General features: G+C 48.3%; 15 protein-coding genes, 1 tRNA gene and 1 other RNA gene. 4 read left to right on the top strand and 13 right to left on the bottom strand.

Annotation, left to right across the window (positions count from 1 at the left end):
• Nucleotides 1-117: 117 nt before the first annotated feature.
• The 5 genes from Q0N89_RS07915 to nfsA all read right to left on the bottom strand — a co-directional run bounded on the left by Q0N89_RS07915 (nucleotide 118) and on the right by nfsA (nucleotide 2443).
• Nucleotides 118-194: transfer RNA gene (locus tag Q0N89_RS07915), tRNA-Met, on the bottom strand.
• 143 nt (nucleotides 195-337) lie between these two features.
• An RNA gene (gene rnpB, locus Q0N89_RS07910) (RNase P RNA component class A) lies at nucleotides 338-746 on the bottom strand.
• A gap of 18 nt (nucleotides 747-764) precedes the next feature.
• The gene (locus Q0N89_RS07905; protein WP_294035163.1) at nucleotides 765-1016 is read right to left on the bottom strand and encodes a YfhL family 4Fe-4S dicluster ferredoxin; all 252 of its coding nucleotides are present in this window, start codon (nucleotides 1014-1016) and stop codon (nucleotides 765-767) included.
• Between the two features lie 3 nt (nucleotides 1017-1019).
• Nucleotides 1020-1508, bottom strand: a complete 489-nt coding sequence (coaD, locus tag Q0N89_RS07900; RefSeq protein WP_294035161.1) for a pantetheine-phosphate adenylyltransferase — start codon at nucleotides 1506-1508, stop codon at nucleotides 1020-1022.
• A gap of 152 nt (nucleotides 1509-1660) precedes the next feature.
• Nucleotides 1661-2443, bottom strand: a complete 783-nt coding sequence (nfsA, locus tag Q0N89_RS07895) for an oxygen-insensitive NADPH nitroreductase (RefSeq protein WP_294035159.1) — start codon at nucleotides 2441-2443, stop codon at nucleotides 1661-1663.
• Nucleotides 2444-2661: 218 nt separating this feature from the next.
• On the opposite strand from nfsA, the gene smpB reads away from it, so the two are divergent.
• Both smpB and Q0N89_RS07885 read left to right on the top strand, forming a co-directional pair.
• Nucleotides 2662-3129 carry an SsrA-binding protein SmpB gene (gene smpB / locus Q0N89_RS07890; protein WP_294035157.1) on the top strand — a complete coding sequence of 156 codons (468 nt, stop codon included), beginning with the start codon at nucleotides 2662-2664 and terminating at the stop codon, nucleotides 3127-3129.
• 80 nt (nucleotides 3130-3209) lie between these two features.
• Entirely contained in the window at nucleotides 3210-3599 is a 390-nt protein-coding gene (locus Q0N89_RS07885; protein ID WP_294035155.1) for a VOC family protein, read from the top strand.
• An 86-nt stretch (nucleotides 3600-3685) separates the two neighbouring features.
• On the opposite strand, the gene rarD is transcribed toward Q0N89_RS07885, so the two are convergent.
• On the bottom strand, nucleotides 3686-4636 hold the full coding sequence (gene rarD / locus Q0N89_RS07880; protein WP_294035154.1) for an EamA family transporter RarD: 951 nt from the start codon (nucleotides 4634-4636) through the stop codon (nucleotides 3686-3688).
• A 151-nt stretch (nucleotides 4637-4787) separates the two neighbouring features.
• On the opposite strand from rarD, the gene Q0N89_RS07875 reads away from it, so the two are divergent.
• Both Q0N89_RS07875 and Q0N89_RS07870 read left to right on the top strand, forming a co-directional pair.
• Nucleotides 4788-5255 (top strand): Lrp/AsnC family transcriptional regulator, encoded by a 468-nt coding sequence (locus Q0N89_RS07875; protein WP_294035152.1) that lies wholly within the window; start codon nucleotides 4788-4790, stop codon nucleotides 5253-5255.
• Between the two features lie 10 nt (nucleotides 5256-5265).
• A complete protein-coding gene (locus Q0N89_RS07870) occupies nucleotides 5266-5889 on the top strand; it encodes a hypothetical protein (RefSeq protein WP_294035150.1) in 624 nt (207 codons plus the stop codon).
• 73 nt (nucleotides 5890-5962) lie between these two features.
• On the opposite strand, the gene Q0N89_RS07865 is transcribed toward Q0N89_RS07870, so the two are convergent.
• From Q0N89_RS07865 to pheS, 7 genes are all read right to left on the bottom strand, one after another.
• A complete protein-coding gene (locus Q0N89_RS07865) occupies nucleotides 5963-6847 on the bottom strand; it encodes a DMT family transporter (RefSeq protein ID WP_294035148.1) in 885 nt (294 codons plus the stop codon).
• Between the two features lie 50 nt (nucleotides 6848-6897).
• Nucleotides 6898-8955 (bottom strand): NAD-dependent DNA ligase LigA, encoded by a 2058-nt coding sequence (ligA, locus tag Q0N89_RS07860; RefSeq protein ID WP_294035146.1) that lies wholly within the window; start codon nucleotides 8953-8955, stop codon nucleotides 6898-6900.
• Between the two features lie 81 nt (nucleotides 8956-9036).
• Nucleotides 9037-9855, bottom strand: a complete 819-nt coding sequence (locus tag Q0N89_RS07855) for a cell division protein ZipA C-terminal FtsZ-binding domain-containing protein (protein ID WP_294035144.1) — start codon at nucleotides 9853-9855, stop codon at nucleotides 9037-9039.
• Between the two features lie 170 nt (nucleotides 9856-10025).
• Nucleotides 10026-10286 carry a type B 50S ribosomal protein L31 gene (locus Q0N89_RS07850; protein ID WP_294035142.1) on the bottom strand — a complete coding sequence of 87 codons (261 nt, stop codon included), beginning with the start codon at nucleotides 10284-10286 and terminating at the stop codon, nucleotides 10026-10028.
• Between the two features lie 194 nt (nucleotides 10287-10480).
• On the bottom strand, nucleotides 10481-10789 hold the full coding sequence (locus Q0N89_RS07845) for an integration host factor subunit alpha (protein WP_294035140.1): 309 nt from the start codon (nucleotides 10787-10789) through the stop codon (nucleotides 10481-10483).
• Nucleotides 10790-11123: 334 nt separating this feature from the next.
• Nucleotides 11124-13520 (bottom strand): phenylalanine--tRNA ligase subunit beta, encoded by a 2397-nt coding sequence (pheT, locus tag Q0N89_RS07840; protein WP_294035138.1) that lies wholly within the window; start codon nucleotides 13518-13520, stop codon nucleotides 11124-11126.
• A 50-nt stretch (nucleotides 13521-13570) separates the two neighbouring features.
• Nucleotides 13571-14560, bottom strand: coding sequence for a phenylalanine--tRNA ligase subunit alpha (pheS, locus tag Q0N89_RS07835; RefSeq protein ID WP_294035166.1), 990 nt, complete (start codon nucleotides 14558-14560; stop codon nucleotides 13571-13573).
• Between the last annotated feature and the right edge of the window lie 321 nt (nucleotides 14561-14881).

The raw sequence follows: 14881 nt of genomic DNA, 5'->3' as shown, positions 1-14881 counted from the left end.
TTAGTTTTGATTTTAAATAGTGTTAGTCATACTATCGTCTAGTGGATGACTTGAGTTGCGTATTATAATGATTTAAAATCGAATGTCAAGCATTAATTTTAAAATTTTTATAATATCTGGTGGCGATGAAGAGACTTGAACTCTTGACCTCACGATTATGAGTCGTGCGCTCTAACCAGCTGAGCTACATCGCCGTTACAGGAAGCAAATTATAGCACAAAGTTTACCCTTGTCAACAATAATTTGACAAAAATTTGTGATTTTGCAAAATTTTTGTGATGTTACGGCTTACATCACAGTTGTGCAGTGATTTTGGGACATTGTCACTACTTATGAATAAGTTGGCAAACCGATAAGCCGGGTTCTGTCGTGGACAATCATTCATCTAGGCGTGCCATCGCTGACACGCTCGAGCAACCTACCCGTATCCTCGGCGGGCAACCGATTGGACACCTATTTGGTCTTGCTACGCGTGGAGTTTACCTTGCCATGAGCTGTTGCCAGTCATGCGGTGGGCTCTTACCCCACCGTTTCACCCTTACCGTGCCGATTGGCGTTGGCGGTCTGTTCTCTGTTGCACTGGTCGTAGGCTTTCGCCCCCTAGCCGTTAGCTAGCACGCTGCCCTGTGTAGCCCGGACTTTCCTCCCTCCGACCACTGAATTTAACTGCTTATCATGATAATACGAGAATGAATTATCCTGCCAATTAAATTGAGTGGTCGGACAGCGATTGTCTGGTCTGCCAGTATTAATTATAGCACAGATTAGTCGTTTGTGGTGAGTTTTTGGTATTTTGCCATCAGCTCGTCATGAGTCTCGGGGTAATCGCTATCTTTTGGGATACAATCGACAGGGCAAATATCCACGCACTGCGGTGTGTCATAATGCCCAACGCACTCGGTGCATAGCTGTGGATTGATGACATAAATATCCTCGCCTGCGTAGATGGCGTCATTTGGACAAACAGGCTCGCAGACATCGCAGTTGATGCATTCTTCGGTGATTTTTAGCGCCATCACTTACCCCTTAAATTTCTTGGCAAAGCCATCAAGCACCACAGGCGGTACAAATTTGCTGACATCACCGCCAAGCTTTGCCACTTCACGCACCAGCGTCGATGAGACGAACGAATATTCTTGGGACGGCGTCAAAAACACCGCTTCAAACTGCTCGTCTAGGCTACGGTTCATGCTTGCCAAGCCAAATTCATATTCAAAATCGCTCACCGCACGAAGTCCACGCAGCACCGCACTTGCACCTTGTTCACGAGCAAATTCCACCAACAAGCCTTCAAACGGCACAACCGAAATCTTGGGATTATCAAAGGATGCCTTGACCATCGCCACTCGTTCATCAAAATCGAATAAGGGTTTTTTGTGATGCGCAAACGCCACCGCAATGATGACTTCATCAAATAACTTAAGCGCACGATTGACCAAGTCAATATGCCCATTGGTAATCGGGTCAAATGTACCCGGATATAGGACTTTGCGAGTGGATGTCGTCATGATGTCGCCCATAAAAAGCCTAAAAACTGCTATGGTAACAAATTTTGCCAAGTTTTAAAACTTATAAAGATAAAGTCATCTGCTTAATAGACAAACAAAAAGGCGACCAACATCGCCCTTTTGTTATCCATTTGCTATGCTTTATCAAGCGATTAACGCTTACAAAAGCCTTGAGATTGTAGGTATTCGAGCATGAACGGACGCACTTCACCGCCAAAGGTGCTGGCGATTTGCGCTTTCCAGTCCATATCAATGCCACGACCATTGTAGTAGCCTTTGACCACTTCATTGTACGCTGACAAGGTCTCATCGCTTGCCACTTGATAAGTGTCGGTTGAGACGATGACATCAAGCGGTAGGCGTGGGCGTTGTGATTGGTTGATTTTTGATGACATATCAGGATGACCTAGACACAGACCAAACAGTGGCACGACATGCTTTGGTAAGCCAAGCACCGCACCTGCTCGGGCGATGTCATTGCGTAGGCTGCCGATATACACACCACCAAGCCCTAGGCTTTCGGCGGCAGCTAGGACATTTTGTGCCATTAATGCCGCATCAATCGCCCCAATCACCGCCACTTCTGTCCAGTCTGTCTGCACATCGGCAAGCTGATTGTGGCGGTGCGCATCCATACAAAATACCAAATACTCGGCGCAATCTTCGACATAAGCATGGCCCAATCGCTTGCCATCAGCCAGTGCCTGCGTGTAAGCTTCTTCGCTCATATCGCACGAAATCTGACGCAGTGCGGTGCGTTTGGCTTTATCGACCACACGAATCACGCTACACGCCTGCAAAAAACTCGATGTCGATACCGCACGCCCCGCTTCAAGCACGGCGGTCAGCATCTCATCAGAAATCGGCTCGCCGGTGTATTTACGAATTGAGCGATGGTCAAGCAGGGTTTGTAGGGTCGGTTTGCTGTCTAGCATGGGATTGTTCCTTGAATAAATATACTTAAGATAACTACGAAAATAACTACTAAAACTGTGTCAATCATCGACAACTTTGCTTGGCATATTATCAAAATTTGCCCCACCCGTGCAAGCTTGGCTGTGATAAATCGGCAATTTGGCAAATCTCGCCCATTTGCCAAAAAGTTTGTTATAATGCTATCAATTGACAAATTTAAGAACTTTTAGGATAACACATGGCAAAAAAACCAAGCAATCAAATCTGCGCCAACAAAAAAGCACGGCATGAATTTTTTATCGAAGACACCATCGAAGCGGGTCTCGTGCTCGAAGGCTGGGAAGTCAAATCCATCCGTGCCGGCAAGATGAGCATCACCGAAAGTTATGTGATTTTTAAAAATGGCGAAGCGTTTTTGTTCGGGGCGCACATTCAGCCACTACTGACGAGCTCAACGCACATCCATCCTGACAACATCCGCACTCGTAAACTGCTACTGAACCGCCGTGAGATTGATAAGCTGTTTGGCATGGTCAATCAAAAAGGCTATACGGTGGTGGCGCTGTCGTGCTATTGGAAAAATAGCCGTGTCAAATGCGAAATCGCCCTAGCCAAAGGCAAAAAACTGCACGATAAGCGAGCGACGCTCAAAGAGCGAGATTTTGCCCGTGATAAACAGCGTGGCTTTAAAAATCAAGGCTATTAATACGGCTATCAACCATTGATGGCATTTGCCATTATTTGTCAGTATTGATAAACAAAATTGATAAACAAGGATGAATCAAGATGCGTATCACTGCCATTGACCATGTGGTCTTGACCGCCTCTGACATGGAGCGTACGATTGCATTTTATACCCAAGTGCTTGGCATGACGCTGACTACTTTTGGGGATAATCGCAAGGCGTTGTGCTTTGGGCAACAAAAATTCAACCTACACCAAAAAGGCAATGAAATCCTGCCCAATGCCCAGCACGCCAATACAGGCACAATAGATATTTGCCTACTGACCGACACGCCACTGCCCGATGTGATGGCGACGCTACAAGCACACGGCGTTGAGATTTTGGAAAATGGTATCGTGCCACGCACCGGTGCGGTGGGTAAGATTCGCTCAGTGTATTGCCGTGACCCTGATGGCAATTTGATTGAAATCAGTCAATATGTTGATGAATAAGCTTTGATAAATCACTTGGATTAAAGCAAAAAAGCTGATGGTTACAGTTGCAACTATCGGCTTTTTGCTTTTTAATTTTTTTAAGCTTATTTATCATCATACTTTTTGCGATTGGTGATGACACCTTGGGCAATCAGACACACCACCGCAAGCCAAATCAAGCCATAGCTAATCAGCATCGATGGACTAAACACCGCCCCAAGCACCGTGATGGATAAGAAAAACAACAGCACAGGCTCAAGGTAGCTTAGCATCCCAAACAAGCTCACTGGCAACAGTCGCCCTGCTTGTAGATTGGTCGCCATCGCAAGCACGCTGATTGCCCCAAGCCCCACCGCTTTGGCAAGTAGTACGCCATTTGCCGCCACATCGATGGCATCAGTGCTGATAATCCACACAAGGCAAATCGGCGCAATGATGGACAAATCAAAAAACAGCCCCGTCAATGCTCGGATACCCTGTTTACGGCGCATCACATAATAAATCGGGTAAGTGCCACACACCCACAAAGTCGCAAAACTCACGCCACTGGTGCGATAAATCTCAAACGCCACGCCTGCCGCTGCCAGCGCCACCGCCACCGATTGTAGTCGGCTTAGGCGTTCACGAAACACCAAAAACCCCGCCAGCACCATCGCCAATGGGAACAAAAAATACCCCATCGACACTTGGATACTCTGACCATTGACTGGCGCCCACATAAACAGCCACAACTGACTGGCTAGAATTGGCGTCGGCACAAGCAAGTACAGCCACGATTTGACGCCCCTGATAGCACCAATCTCATCACGAAATTCTGCCATCTTGCCCGTCATCGCCAAAAACAGCGCCAAGCACGCCCACATCATCACCATCCGCCACAAAAACATCTGCGTCCCTGACAGTGGCGACATCCATTTGCCATAGGCGTACAGCACCCCAAACAGCACATTGGATAGCACTGCTAAGACAACACCAATAACGACGGTGTTGTGCTTGATGTCAGCATGACGCATAAATGGTAAATTCCCTGTGTATTTTTGGATGAGTGTGGTCATAACTTGGCTCGTTAGCAGTGCAAATTTGACGCTTATTGTAACAAGTCATGATGAGAATTTATCTTTATAAAATGGCATAAATCCGAATTTATTTTGCAAAAAATTGGGAATATTGATAAAATTTCTCATATTTTTGGAAAAAGTCAATATTATGCACGCACTTGATGATATCGACAAGAAAATCTTGAACCTACTGCAAAATGATGCCACCTTACCACTCAAAACCATCGCCGAAAAACTTGGCACATCGATTGCCACCACACAGCGTCGTATCAGTCAGCTGACCGATGCCAAAGTCATCGAACGCAGTGTCGCCATCGTCGATGCGGTCAAAGTCGGTCGCCCCTTGACCGTGCTTGTGCTGATTAAGATGGTCAATTCAAACACACCCTTACAGCACCGCTTTGAGCGGCTGATGGCAGTACATCCGCAGGTGATGAGCTGTTATGAGATTTCGGGGGATTATGATTTTGTGCTGATTGTCGCCAATCAAGATATGCAAGAATACCACCGCTTCACCCGCCAAAATCTGACGGGCGAGAATAATGTGGCAACTTTTAATAGCCAATTTGTGATGAATTCGGTAAAATCTAGCACCAAAATCACTTTGGATATCTAACGGGGGAATTATGTCAGCCAGTCATCACGCCATCGCCATCATCTGTGCGACGCTTACGCTTGTCGCTTGTGCTGATAACAGCGAACAAAATTTACAACAAGCCGCCGTCAGCACCGAAACAACCAACACCACTGATGCAGCACAAAGCACCAACACCGCACAAAGCGACAATCCGCACGATGTCGATGCGCTATTAAATGAACTCAAGGCGGCTGATGGCACTGCCCAAGATGCTGACACACCCACTGCCAAGCCCATCACCACCGCCGATGGCAAAACCCAAATCGACTGGTCATATATCGATACCAAAGCTGTGCGTGTGGATGCAGGCAGTTTTGATTATCCCTTTGCCAAAGACTCACAGCCTGTGGCAAACTATGCCAAAGCATACAACCTAAGCCCAGAGCAGGCACAGCACGCCATGATGCTATCAATGGCAAGCCCTGAAGCACTTGGCAAAGTCCTAGATCAGCTGACAGGCAAATACATCGCCCACAGCTTTCGTGATGGCGATAAGCCTGCGCTTGTCATCCAAGTCACACCCGATGTCGTCAATGAGACGCATGAGTATGTGATTGCTGATAAATTCGGTGAAGGCTTGGTGTTGCCGATTGAGATAGTCTCAGCAAAATAGTGATAATAAAAAGGCTTTTGTTTATGCCAGCTTATCAAGCATGAACAAAAGCCAAGTATTTTGACAAGTGTCATCAATGCGCTGATTTTGACTTCATCGACCCCAAATAAATCGCCAACATCGTCAAAAACGCACCACCCCACTGTAGTCCGCTGATGGCTTTATCCAGCCAAAAATAATCCAGCACCAGCGCCGCCACAGGCTCAGACAGTAGTAATAGCCCCGTCATAGCAAGGCTTAGCTTGGGGATATTATACGCAATCAAGCCCCACGCCAAGCACTGCATCACCGTGCCATATACCACAATTCCGCCCACATCCGCCCACGAAGTCGGCACAATACGCCCTGTATCGACAAGCCACATCACAGGCGCAACCGCCAACGCACCACCGACACCGACGAGCGCCATCAAGGGCAAAATCGCCACCGTCTGATACTGATGCGTCTGGCGTATCCAAGTCATCGAAATGGCAAGGCACGCCCCCGAGACGATACCCGAAACAAAGCCCCAACCTGCTTGGATATTGTGCGCAAACTCGGGGCTTGCTATCAATCCCACACCGATGATGGCAAGCACTAGGCTGATAAGCTGAAATTTGGTTTGTTTTTCTTGATAAAACACAAAGCCGATGAATGCCAAAAAGAAAATCTGCAATGAGTTTAAGAGTGTCGAAATCCCCGGCCCGACCGCATGGATACTCTCATGCCACAACGCCAAATCCGCCCCAAGCGCCGCCCCTGATAGCAGGGCAAATAGCACGGCTTTTGGGTGCGTGGGAAAAGCTTGATGAAAGCACTTGGCGAGCACCAAAAACACCACCGATGAAATCAATAGCCGCCAAAATGCCATCGCATACGAGCCGACAGACACATGCGCCACAATCAGACTGCCCATGCCAAAAATCACACAACCGACCACAAGCCCAAGCATGGCAACGCTTTGATTGGATGTTTTCATCTCAACTCTTTGTATTTTCTATGGTTTTTAATGTTTATCATACTAGCACATCAGCCAAGCTTTGCCAATAATGCCAAAAATTCATCTTCGCTCACCACCGTCACACCAAGACTTGTCGCCTTATCAAGCTTACTGCCTGCTTTTTCGCCGGCAAGCAGTCGGGTGGTCTTGGCAGAGACACTGCCGGCGACTTTTGCGCCCAGTGCCACAAGCTTATCTTTGGCTTCGTCACGCCCCATACTGCCTAGCGTACCTGTCACCACCCAAGTCTCGCCTGCCAATGGCAAATCGGCTTTGGCACTAGCATCCACCACTTGCCAATGAATCCCTGCGCCGAGCAAGGCATCAAGCACTTCGATGTTGTGCGATGCACGGAAAAAGTCATAAATCGCCTGCGCCGTCACTTCGCCAATATCAGGCACGGCTTGTAATTGGGTCAAATCCGCCTGAATAATCGGGGTCAAATCGCCAAATTCTTGGGCAAGGTTCAGTGCCGTACTCTCGCCCACACCACGAATACCAAGCGCAAAAATAAAGCGTGGCAAGGTCGTCGCCTTTGACGCTTCGATGGCAGAGAGCATCTTGGTGACGGATTTTTCGCCAAGCCCTTCGATGAGCATCAGCTCATCAGCACGAGTGTGTAGCTGATAAATATCCGCCACCGTCTTGACAATCCCCATCTCAAAAAACTTAATCAGCCACGATGTGCCAAGCCCATCAATATCCATCGCACGGCGAGCGACGAAATGAATCAGCGCTTCTTGTTGTTGTGCACCGCAGTACAGCCCACCAGTACAGCGAGCGAGCGCTTCACCTTCGGGCAATGCCACAGGCGAATCACAAACAGGGCAAGCACTTGGCAAGCTAATCACTCGGGCATCCGATGGGCGCAGCTCAAGGATATTGCCCGAGACCTTAGGGATGACATCGCCCGCCCGATGCACATTAACCATATCGCCAATCATCAGACCCAGCCGTGTAATCTCACCAAAATTATGCAAAGTCACATTGCTCACTGTCACGCCGCCGACATTGACAGGCTCAAGCTTGCCCACAGGGGTCAGCGTGCCTGTACGCCCCACCTGCCATTCGACATCCAGTAGGCGAGTCGGCACAGTCTCGGCAGGGAATTTGTACGCTGTCGCCCAGCGTGGCTCACGGCTCAAAAAGCCAAGTCGCTCTTGCAGCGCTAGACTATTGACCTTGACCACCATACCATCAATCTCAAACGGTAGCTCACTGCGAGTTTTGATGGTATTTTCATAAAAACTTTGGATGCCATCTAGTCCATCAGCGGTGGCAAATGGCGCAGTCTCAAAGCCAAGCGATACTAGCCACGCCATCGCCCCTGACTGGGTGTCGATGTCATCTGGCAGACCTTGATTGACCGAATACCCAAAAAACGCCAAAGGACGAGCCGCTGCGATGGCAGGGTTCAACTGTCTAAGTGAGCCTGCGGCAGCGTTGCGTGGATTGGCAAACATCTTCTCGCCACGCTCGGCACTGTCACGATTGAGCTTCTCAAAACCTGCCTTTGGCATCAGCACCTCACCACGCACCTCAAGCATGGCGATGTCTTGGCAAGCTGGTAGCCTCTGCGGTAGATTGCGAATAGTGCGGACATTGTGCGTGATGTCCTCGCCCACTTGCCCATCACCCCGAGTCACCGCCTGCACAAATACACCATGCTCATATTTGAGCGACACCGCAAGGCCATCAAGCTTGAGTTCCATCTCATATTCAGGCACAGTACTGCCCAGTCGCTCATTGGCACGGCGTAAAAAGCCCGCCAAATCTTCGGCATCAAACACATTGCCCAGTGACAGCATCGGGATGTCATGCGCCACCTGCGTAAAAAACGGCAACGGCTCACCGCCCACCGTCTGTATTGGACTATCCGCCTGAATCAGTGATGGATGAGCGGTCTCAAGCGCAATCAGCTGTCGTCTGAGCCCATCATACTCGCCATCACTGATGGTAGGATTATCTAGCACATAATAGGCGTGGTTGTGTTTTTTTAGCACATCAATCAACGCACGCATCTCATCAACGATGACTTGGTCGCTCAAGGATGGTGCATGGCTATCAAAATCAAATAAATCATTCATACGATACTTCTTTTGTTCAAATCATATTGAGCCAAAAAACCGCTCAACAAAAGAGCGGTTCGGGATTTTATGTCAAGATTATTAATGCGTTGAAAGAATACCACGCAAACGATCCAAAGACTCATCATCTAGCTGCATGCGATTTTCGTCAGTCAAGATGGCATCTAGCTCACGAGCCAACATATTGGCTGTCGATACCATACTGTCATAGCCACGCAACAGCTGATTGTGCGGAATGGTCAAAAACAGCACCAAGCTGTTATATTGTGCATCCGCCATGGTGTTTAGGTCAAATGCAGTCAAACCATTGCTGTCTTCAGCCATCATGCTAAACCACAAATCACCACGACCATCTTCCATCTCATGTCGGTGAAACATGTTCATCACACCATGACGCAAGCCATAGTTGCGACTGATTTCAAGCACTTTACGACCCAAGATGGTTGCTCCATACTGTGGGGTAATGATGATAGTGACAGTCTCTTCACAGTTTTCTAGGGGGTTGTTCGCTTCGTCATAAGCTTCTTGCTCATCCAAATGTCGTTCGATGGCAGGTGCCGACTCATCAAAGCCATTATCCACATCATTGATACTGATTTGCTCGGCTCGTGTCTGTATCGCTTGCGCTGGGGCATACTCTGTCTTTGGCTCATCACGCTCTTGGCTAAGCGCAGATACTGGCGTCGCCTGCATCACTTTTGCCATGTCACTGAGTGCATCTGACTCTGGCTCATCGGTGAACTTGCGCTCATCTCTTGGCGTGATTGGCAAGCCATTTTTGAACTTGGTATCACCATGCTCAAGCGTGTCGTTTTTTTGGCGCAAGCCACGCACCAACACATACAGACCTAGTAGCATGACGACGACAGCCAATAGCATCCAGAACCATGATCCTTGCATACTCACCCCAATATTGAAAAATTTTGATAGAAAAAAGATGGCTATAGTCTATCACGACTTGCCATTTTCGTCATCCATCGTGCACGGATGTTTTGAAAATTGTTACAAATTTTTGACAAGCACAAAAAAAATCGCCCCCGAAGAGACGATTTTTGATATCAAGCGATGGCTTATTTTTTGCCACGGTTTGCAAATGCACCAAAACGCTTGTTGAAAGTCGCCACACGACCTTCGTTTGCAGTTTTGCGTTGTTCGCCAGTGTAGAATGGGTGCGACGCACTTGAGATATCCAATGGGAAGTATGGGTACTCTTGACCTTCGTATTCACGAGTTGTCTTAGTTGCCACAGTTGAACGAGTTAGGAAGTACACATCAGCATTGGTATCGTGGAACAATACTTCGCGATATTCTGGGTGAATGTCTTTACGCATGATAAATCTCTTATCCAATAAACCTAAGCACTAATAAGCACTGCTGGCGCACCAGTATCAGTGGAACATAGCCACGCCATCACCAACCAACTTTGGCATGTCGCACCATGTTTGTCTATGTTATTAGCCATCTTAAGTGGGAACATAAAGCCGATATTTTAGCAAATACTAACTTAAGTATCAAGCGATTTTGCTTACTTTTCGGCGTTTTGATGAGTTTGGCTATCGACCCAGCCACGCAGTTTTTGACCTGATTTGAAAGTCACCACACGGCGTGCTTCAACAGGGATGCTCTCGCCAGTCTTTGGGTTGCGTCCTGGGCGTGATTTTTTGTCCTTGAGCTCAAAATTGCCAAATCCTGACAATTTCACTTCTTTGCCATCGGCAAGGCTTTGGCTAATCTCATCAAAAAAGCCATCAACCAGCTTGCGCGCCTGCTGACGGGTCAATCGTAGGCGAATGGTCAGCTGATCTACCATATCTGCCTTGGTCAGTGCACTCATGATTTTATCCTTATGTATCAATAAGCTACCTAATGCACGATTTTAAATTCAATCGTATTTATCATTGTACACTTGATTGTATGCTTAATGCAATTTAAATTTTTCTCCCAAAGTGATTTTTGGTCAATTATTTTGGTAAGCACCAAAAAATTAGCAAATGTGGTAAGCTTTATTGATGCGTTTGGTCTTTGGTTCAGCATAAAAATATACAACCGCATCATCTTTTAACCTGCACTCCAAAACCCCAAACCCATTAAAAACCGCCACAAAGCATAGCGCTGTGGCGGTTTTGGTGATGTTTGGTGTGCAAGTGACACACGCTATAAATCACACATCAGTCACGCAGTTTCGCACCGTGTTTCTCATCGAGTACACTGATGACTTTATCCACCACTTTTTTGATTTGTTCGTCTTCGAGCGTGGCATCATGGTTTTGGAACACCATCGCAAACGCCAGTGAACGCGTGCCTGCAGGCAGTTTGTCGCCCGTATAGACATCGAACAGCCACACATCCTGTAGATGCACGCCTGCTGCGGCTCGGATGTCTGTCTCAAGCGCCTGCCAAGCGATATCAGCATCAACAAGCACCGCCAAATCACGGCGTACGCTTGGGAATTTGCTTGGGGCTTTGATGGTGGTGGTTTGGTGATTGAGTGCAATCAGCGCATCTAGATTTAGCTCAGCGACCCACACGGTCGGCAAATCCAGCGCTTTGGCGATACTTGGGTGCAACTGACCAAACCAGCCCAGACGCTCACCATTGACCAGTAGATACGCACTTTGACCTGGGTGCAAGAAACTCAGATCAGCACGCTCATAGCTGACTTGTGCTTTGTTCAAGGTCGCAGGCAGTAGGCTTTCGACATCACGCTTAAGATCAAAAAAGTCCATCGCACGAGTGGCGTGGCTTTGCTCTGGTGCGACATCGCCTGTGGCGACGATGGCAAGGCTTGGCGTCTGCACGAGACTTGCCACATCTGCGCCAATAAAGCTAAGACCGGTCTCAAACAGACGCACACGGGTCTGCTGACGGTTTAGGTTGTAGCTGACCACAGGCAATAGGCTTGATAGTAGCGTGCGACGCATCACCGCCAAATCGCTTGAGATCGGATTGGCAAGTGGCAACACCGCACCTAGGCTGGCATCATCGAACAGCGATTCGATCTTGGCATCACTAAAGCTAAAGCTCACCGCTTCATGATAGCCTGCATCCGCTAGGGTCAGCTTGGCAACATGGATCAGATCCGCCGTATCGTTATAGCTCATATCCACTGCAAAGCTTGGCAAGCGTACATCGATATTGGCATAGCCATAGATACGGGCAACTTCTTCGACTACATCTTCGGCGATATTCATATCAAAGCGATGGCTTGGCGCTTGGCAAACGAGCATATCGCCATCTAGCACGGTGGCGATTTCTAGGCGATTTAGGATATCGATAATCTCATCGGTCGAGATGGTTACGCCAAGCAGCTGCTCGACCTTTGCCACAGGCACACGGATGCTGTGGCGGGCAGGTAGCTTGTCAAGCGTTTCGGCTGTGGTGATTTGCCCTGCTGCACCGCCTGCCACACTGATAATCAGACTGGTCGCACGATCAAGCGCTGTGCGTGGTAGCTCAAAATCCACCCCACGCTCAAAACGCTGTGACGCATCAGTATGCAAACCAAAGCGACGGGCACGCCCTGCGATGGCAAGCTGATCAAAGTGCGCACTTTCTAGCACGATGCTTGTCGTCTCATCGCTCACCGCCGAGCGAGCACCACCCATGATACCTGCCAAAGCAAGCACGCCGACATCATCAGCGATCACAAGCTCATCACCGGTCAAGGTAATCGTCTGCTCGTTCAATAGCTCAACCGTCTCGCCTGCGACAGAATCACGCACCACGATATCGCCGACAATCTTATCAGCATCAAAGGCGTGTAGCGGCTGACCCAGCTCAAGTAGCACAAAGTTTGTCACATCCACCAAGAAATTATGCGTACGCACGCCTGATGCTACGAGTGCCGACTCCATCCATTCAGGCGTCGCCACACTACGATCAATGCCATCGATACGCTGTGCCAGATAGCGTGGGCAAGCGGTGGTATTTGCCACTTGTACGCCGACACTCGCTGTCATGCTTGGATTGATGACATCAAACGACACACGGTTTAGCGGTAGGCGATTAATCACCGCAATCTCACGAGCCAGCCCCAGCACGCTTAGGCAGTCGCCACGGTTTGGGGTGATGGCAATCTCAAAAATCTTGGCATCTAGGTTCAGATAACTGCGGACATCGACACCGATCGGTGCATCATCAGATAGCTCTAGCAGGCCATCAATCTTATCTTCAAGTCCAAGCTCTGACGCACCACACAGCATCCCATGCGACTCTACGCCACGCAGTTTGCCTTTTTTGATTTTAAAGCCCTTGTCATCATCGCTTGGCAAGACAGCACCAACGGTCGCCACCGCCACTTTTAGCCCGACACGCACATTTGGCGCACCGCAGACGATTTGTAATAGCTCACCTGTGCCGATATTGACACGAGTCACACGCAGGCGGTCGGCATCAGGATGCTGGGCACACTCGATGACTTCACCGACCACGACACCGCTAAATGGCGGCGCAACCATCTCCATGCCATCCAGCTCAAGCCCCGCCATGGTCAGCTGTTCGCCCAAAGTTTCACTATCGACGCTTGGATTTGCCCATTGTCTTAGCCATTGTTCACTGATTTTCATTGTAATCTCTGATATTTAAACTGTAAAAATTAATTTCTTAGACTTCAGAATTAGCCAAATTGCTTCAAAAAGCGCAAATCATTTTGGAAAAATAAACGCAAATCATCAATGCCATAATACAGCATCGCAAAGCGTTCAATGCCAAGACCAAAGGCAAAGCCTGTGTATTCATTTGGGTCGATGCCACAGTTTTTGAGCACTTGTGGATGCACCATGCCGCAGCCAAGCACTTCTAGCCATTTACCACTATCCGATAGGATATCCACTTCGGCGGACGGCTCGGTGAATGGGAAAAACGATGGGCGAAAACGCACGGTCATTTTTTTGCCAAAAAACGCATCCAAAAACTCATGAATCAAGCCTTTGAGCTCGGCAAAGTTGCTTGATTTTGAAATCATCAAGCCTTCCATCTGATGGAACATCGGCGAGTGCGTCTGGTCTGAGTCACAGCGATACACGCGACCCGGGCAGATAATACGAATCGGCGGCTCGCTCTTTTCCATCGTGCGAATCTGCACGCTACTGGTGTGCGTGCGAAGTAGATAATGCGCATCAAAATAAAAGGTATCATGCATCGCACGGGCTGGGTGATGGCTTGGGATGTTCAAGGCTTCAAAGTTATAATAATCGCTTTCAACTTCAGGGCCTGTCGCCACGCTAAATCCTGCTTGCACAAAAAACTGCTTCATACGCTCGGTCGTCTGCGTAATCGGGTGCAACGTGCCTTTGGCGATACCACGCGCAGGCATGGTGATATCCACCTGCTCACTGGCAAGCTTGGCATTGAGCGCAGCTGCCGCAAGGCTTTGGGCTTTGGTGTCAAGCGCCGTACTGATACGAGTGCGTAGCTCATGCAGATAAGCGCCGTATTGTTTTTTGGCATCGGCATCTAGACTGCCCATTTGCTTGGATAATGCGGTCAAAGTGGCTTTTTTGCCTGTCAAATTGACACGAAGTTCTTGCAAGGTTTTTTCGTCGCTTGCCGTATCAATCAGCGCCACCGCCTGATCACCAAACGCCGTCAGCGCATCTGGGCTGATACTGGCAAGTGGTGCGTCTAGCGCAGGTAAATCAAAAGTAGTCTCTTGTGTCATGGTATCTCTTCGTCAGTCTTGCGCTAGGGCAGGATTTATTTAACTATGATAAAACTGATTATTCTAAAGAATTGGGCTAATTTTGTAAATGATTTGGCGGATGAAACATGGAAAAGTTTTTTAATTTTCCATGTTTACCACAATTTCTTCCATGTTTGACCACGATTTCTTCCCTGTTTGGCGGTAGATGTGCCAATTTTCATCACAAATATCAACAGCAAAGCTATCCAAATGGGCTACATCCCCAAAAACAAAAACCCCGCTCAA

This window comes from uncultured Moraxella sp. (assembly GCF_945873075.1).
Lineage (GTDB): Bacteria > Pseudomonadota > Gammaproteobacteria > Pseudomonadales > Moraxellaceae > Moraxella.
The sequence above is the reverse complement of the archived record's forward strand: the minus strand, read 5'-3'. Positions and strand labels throughout refer to the sequence as shown.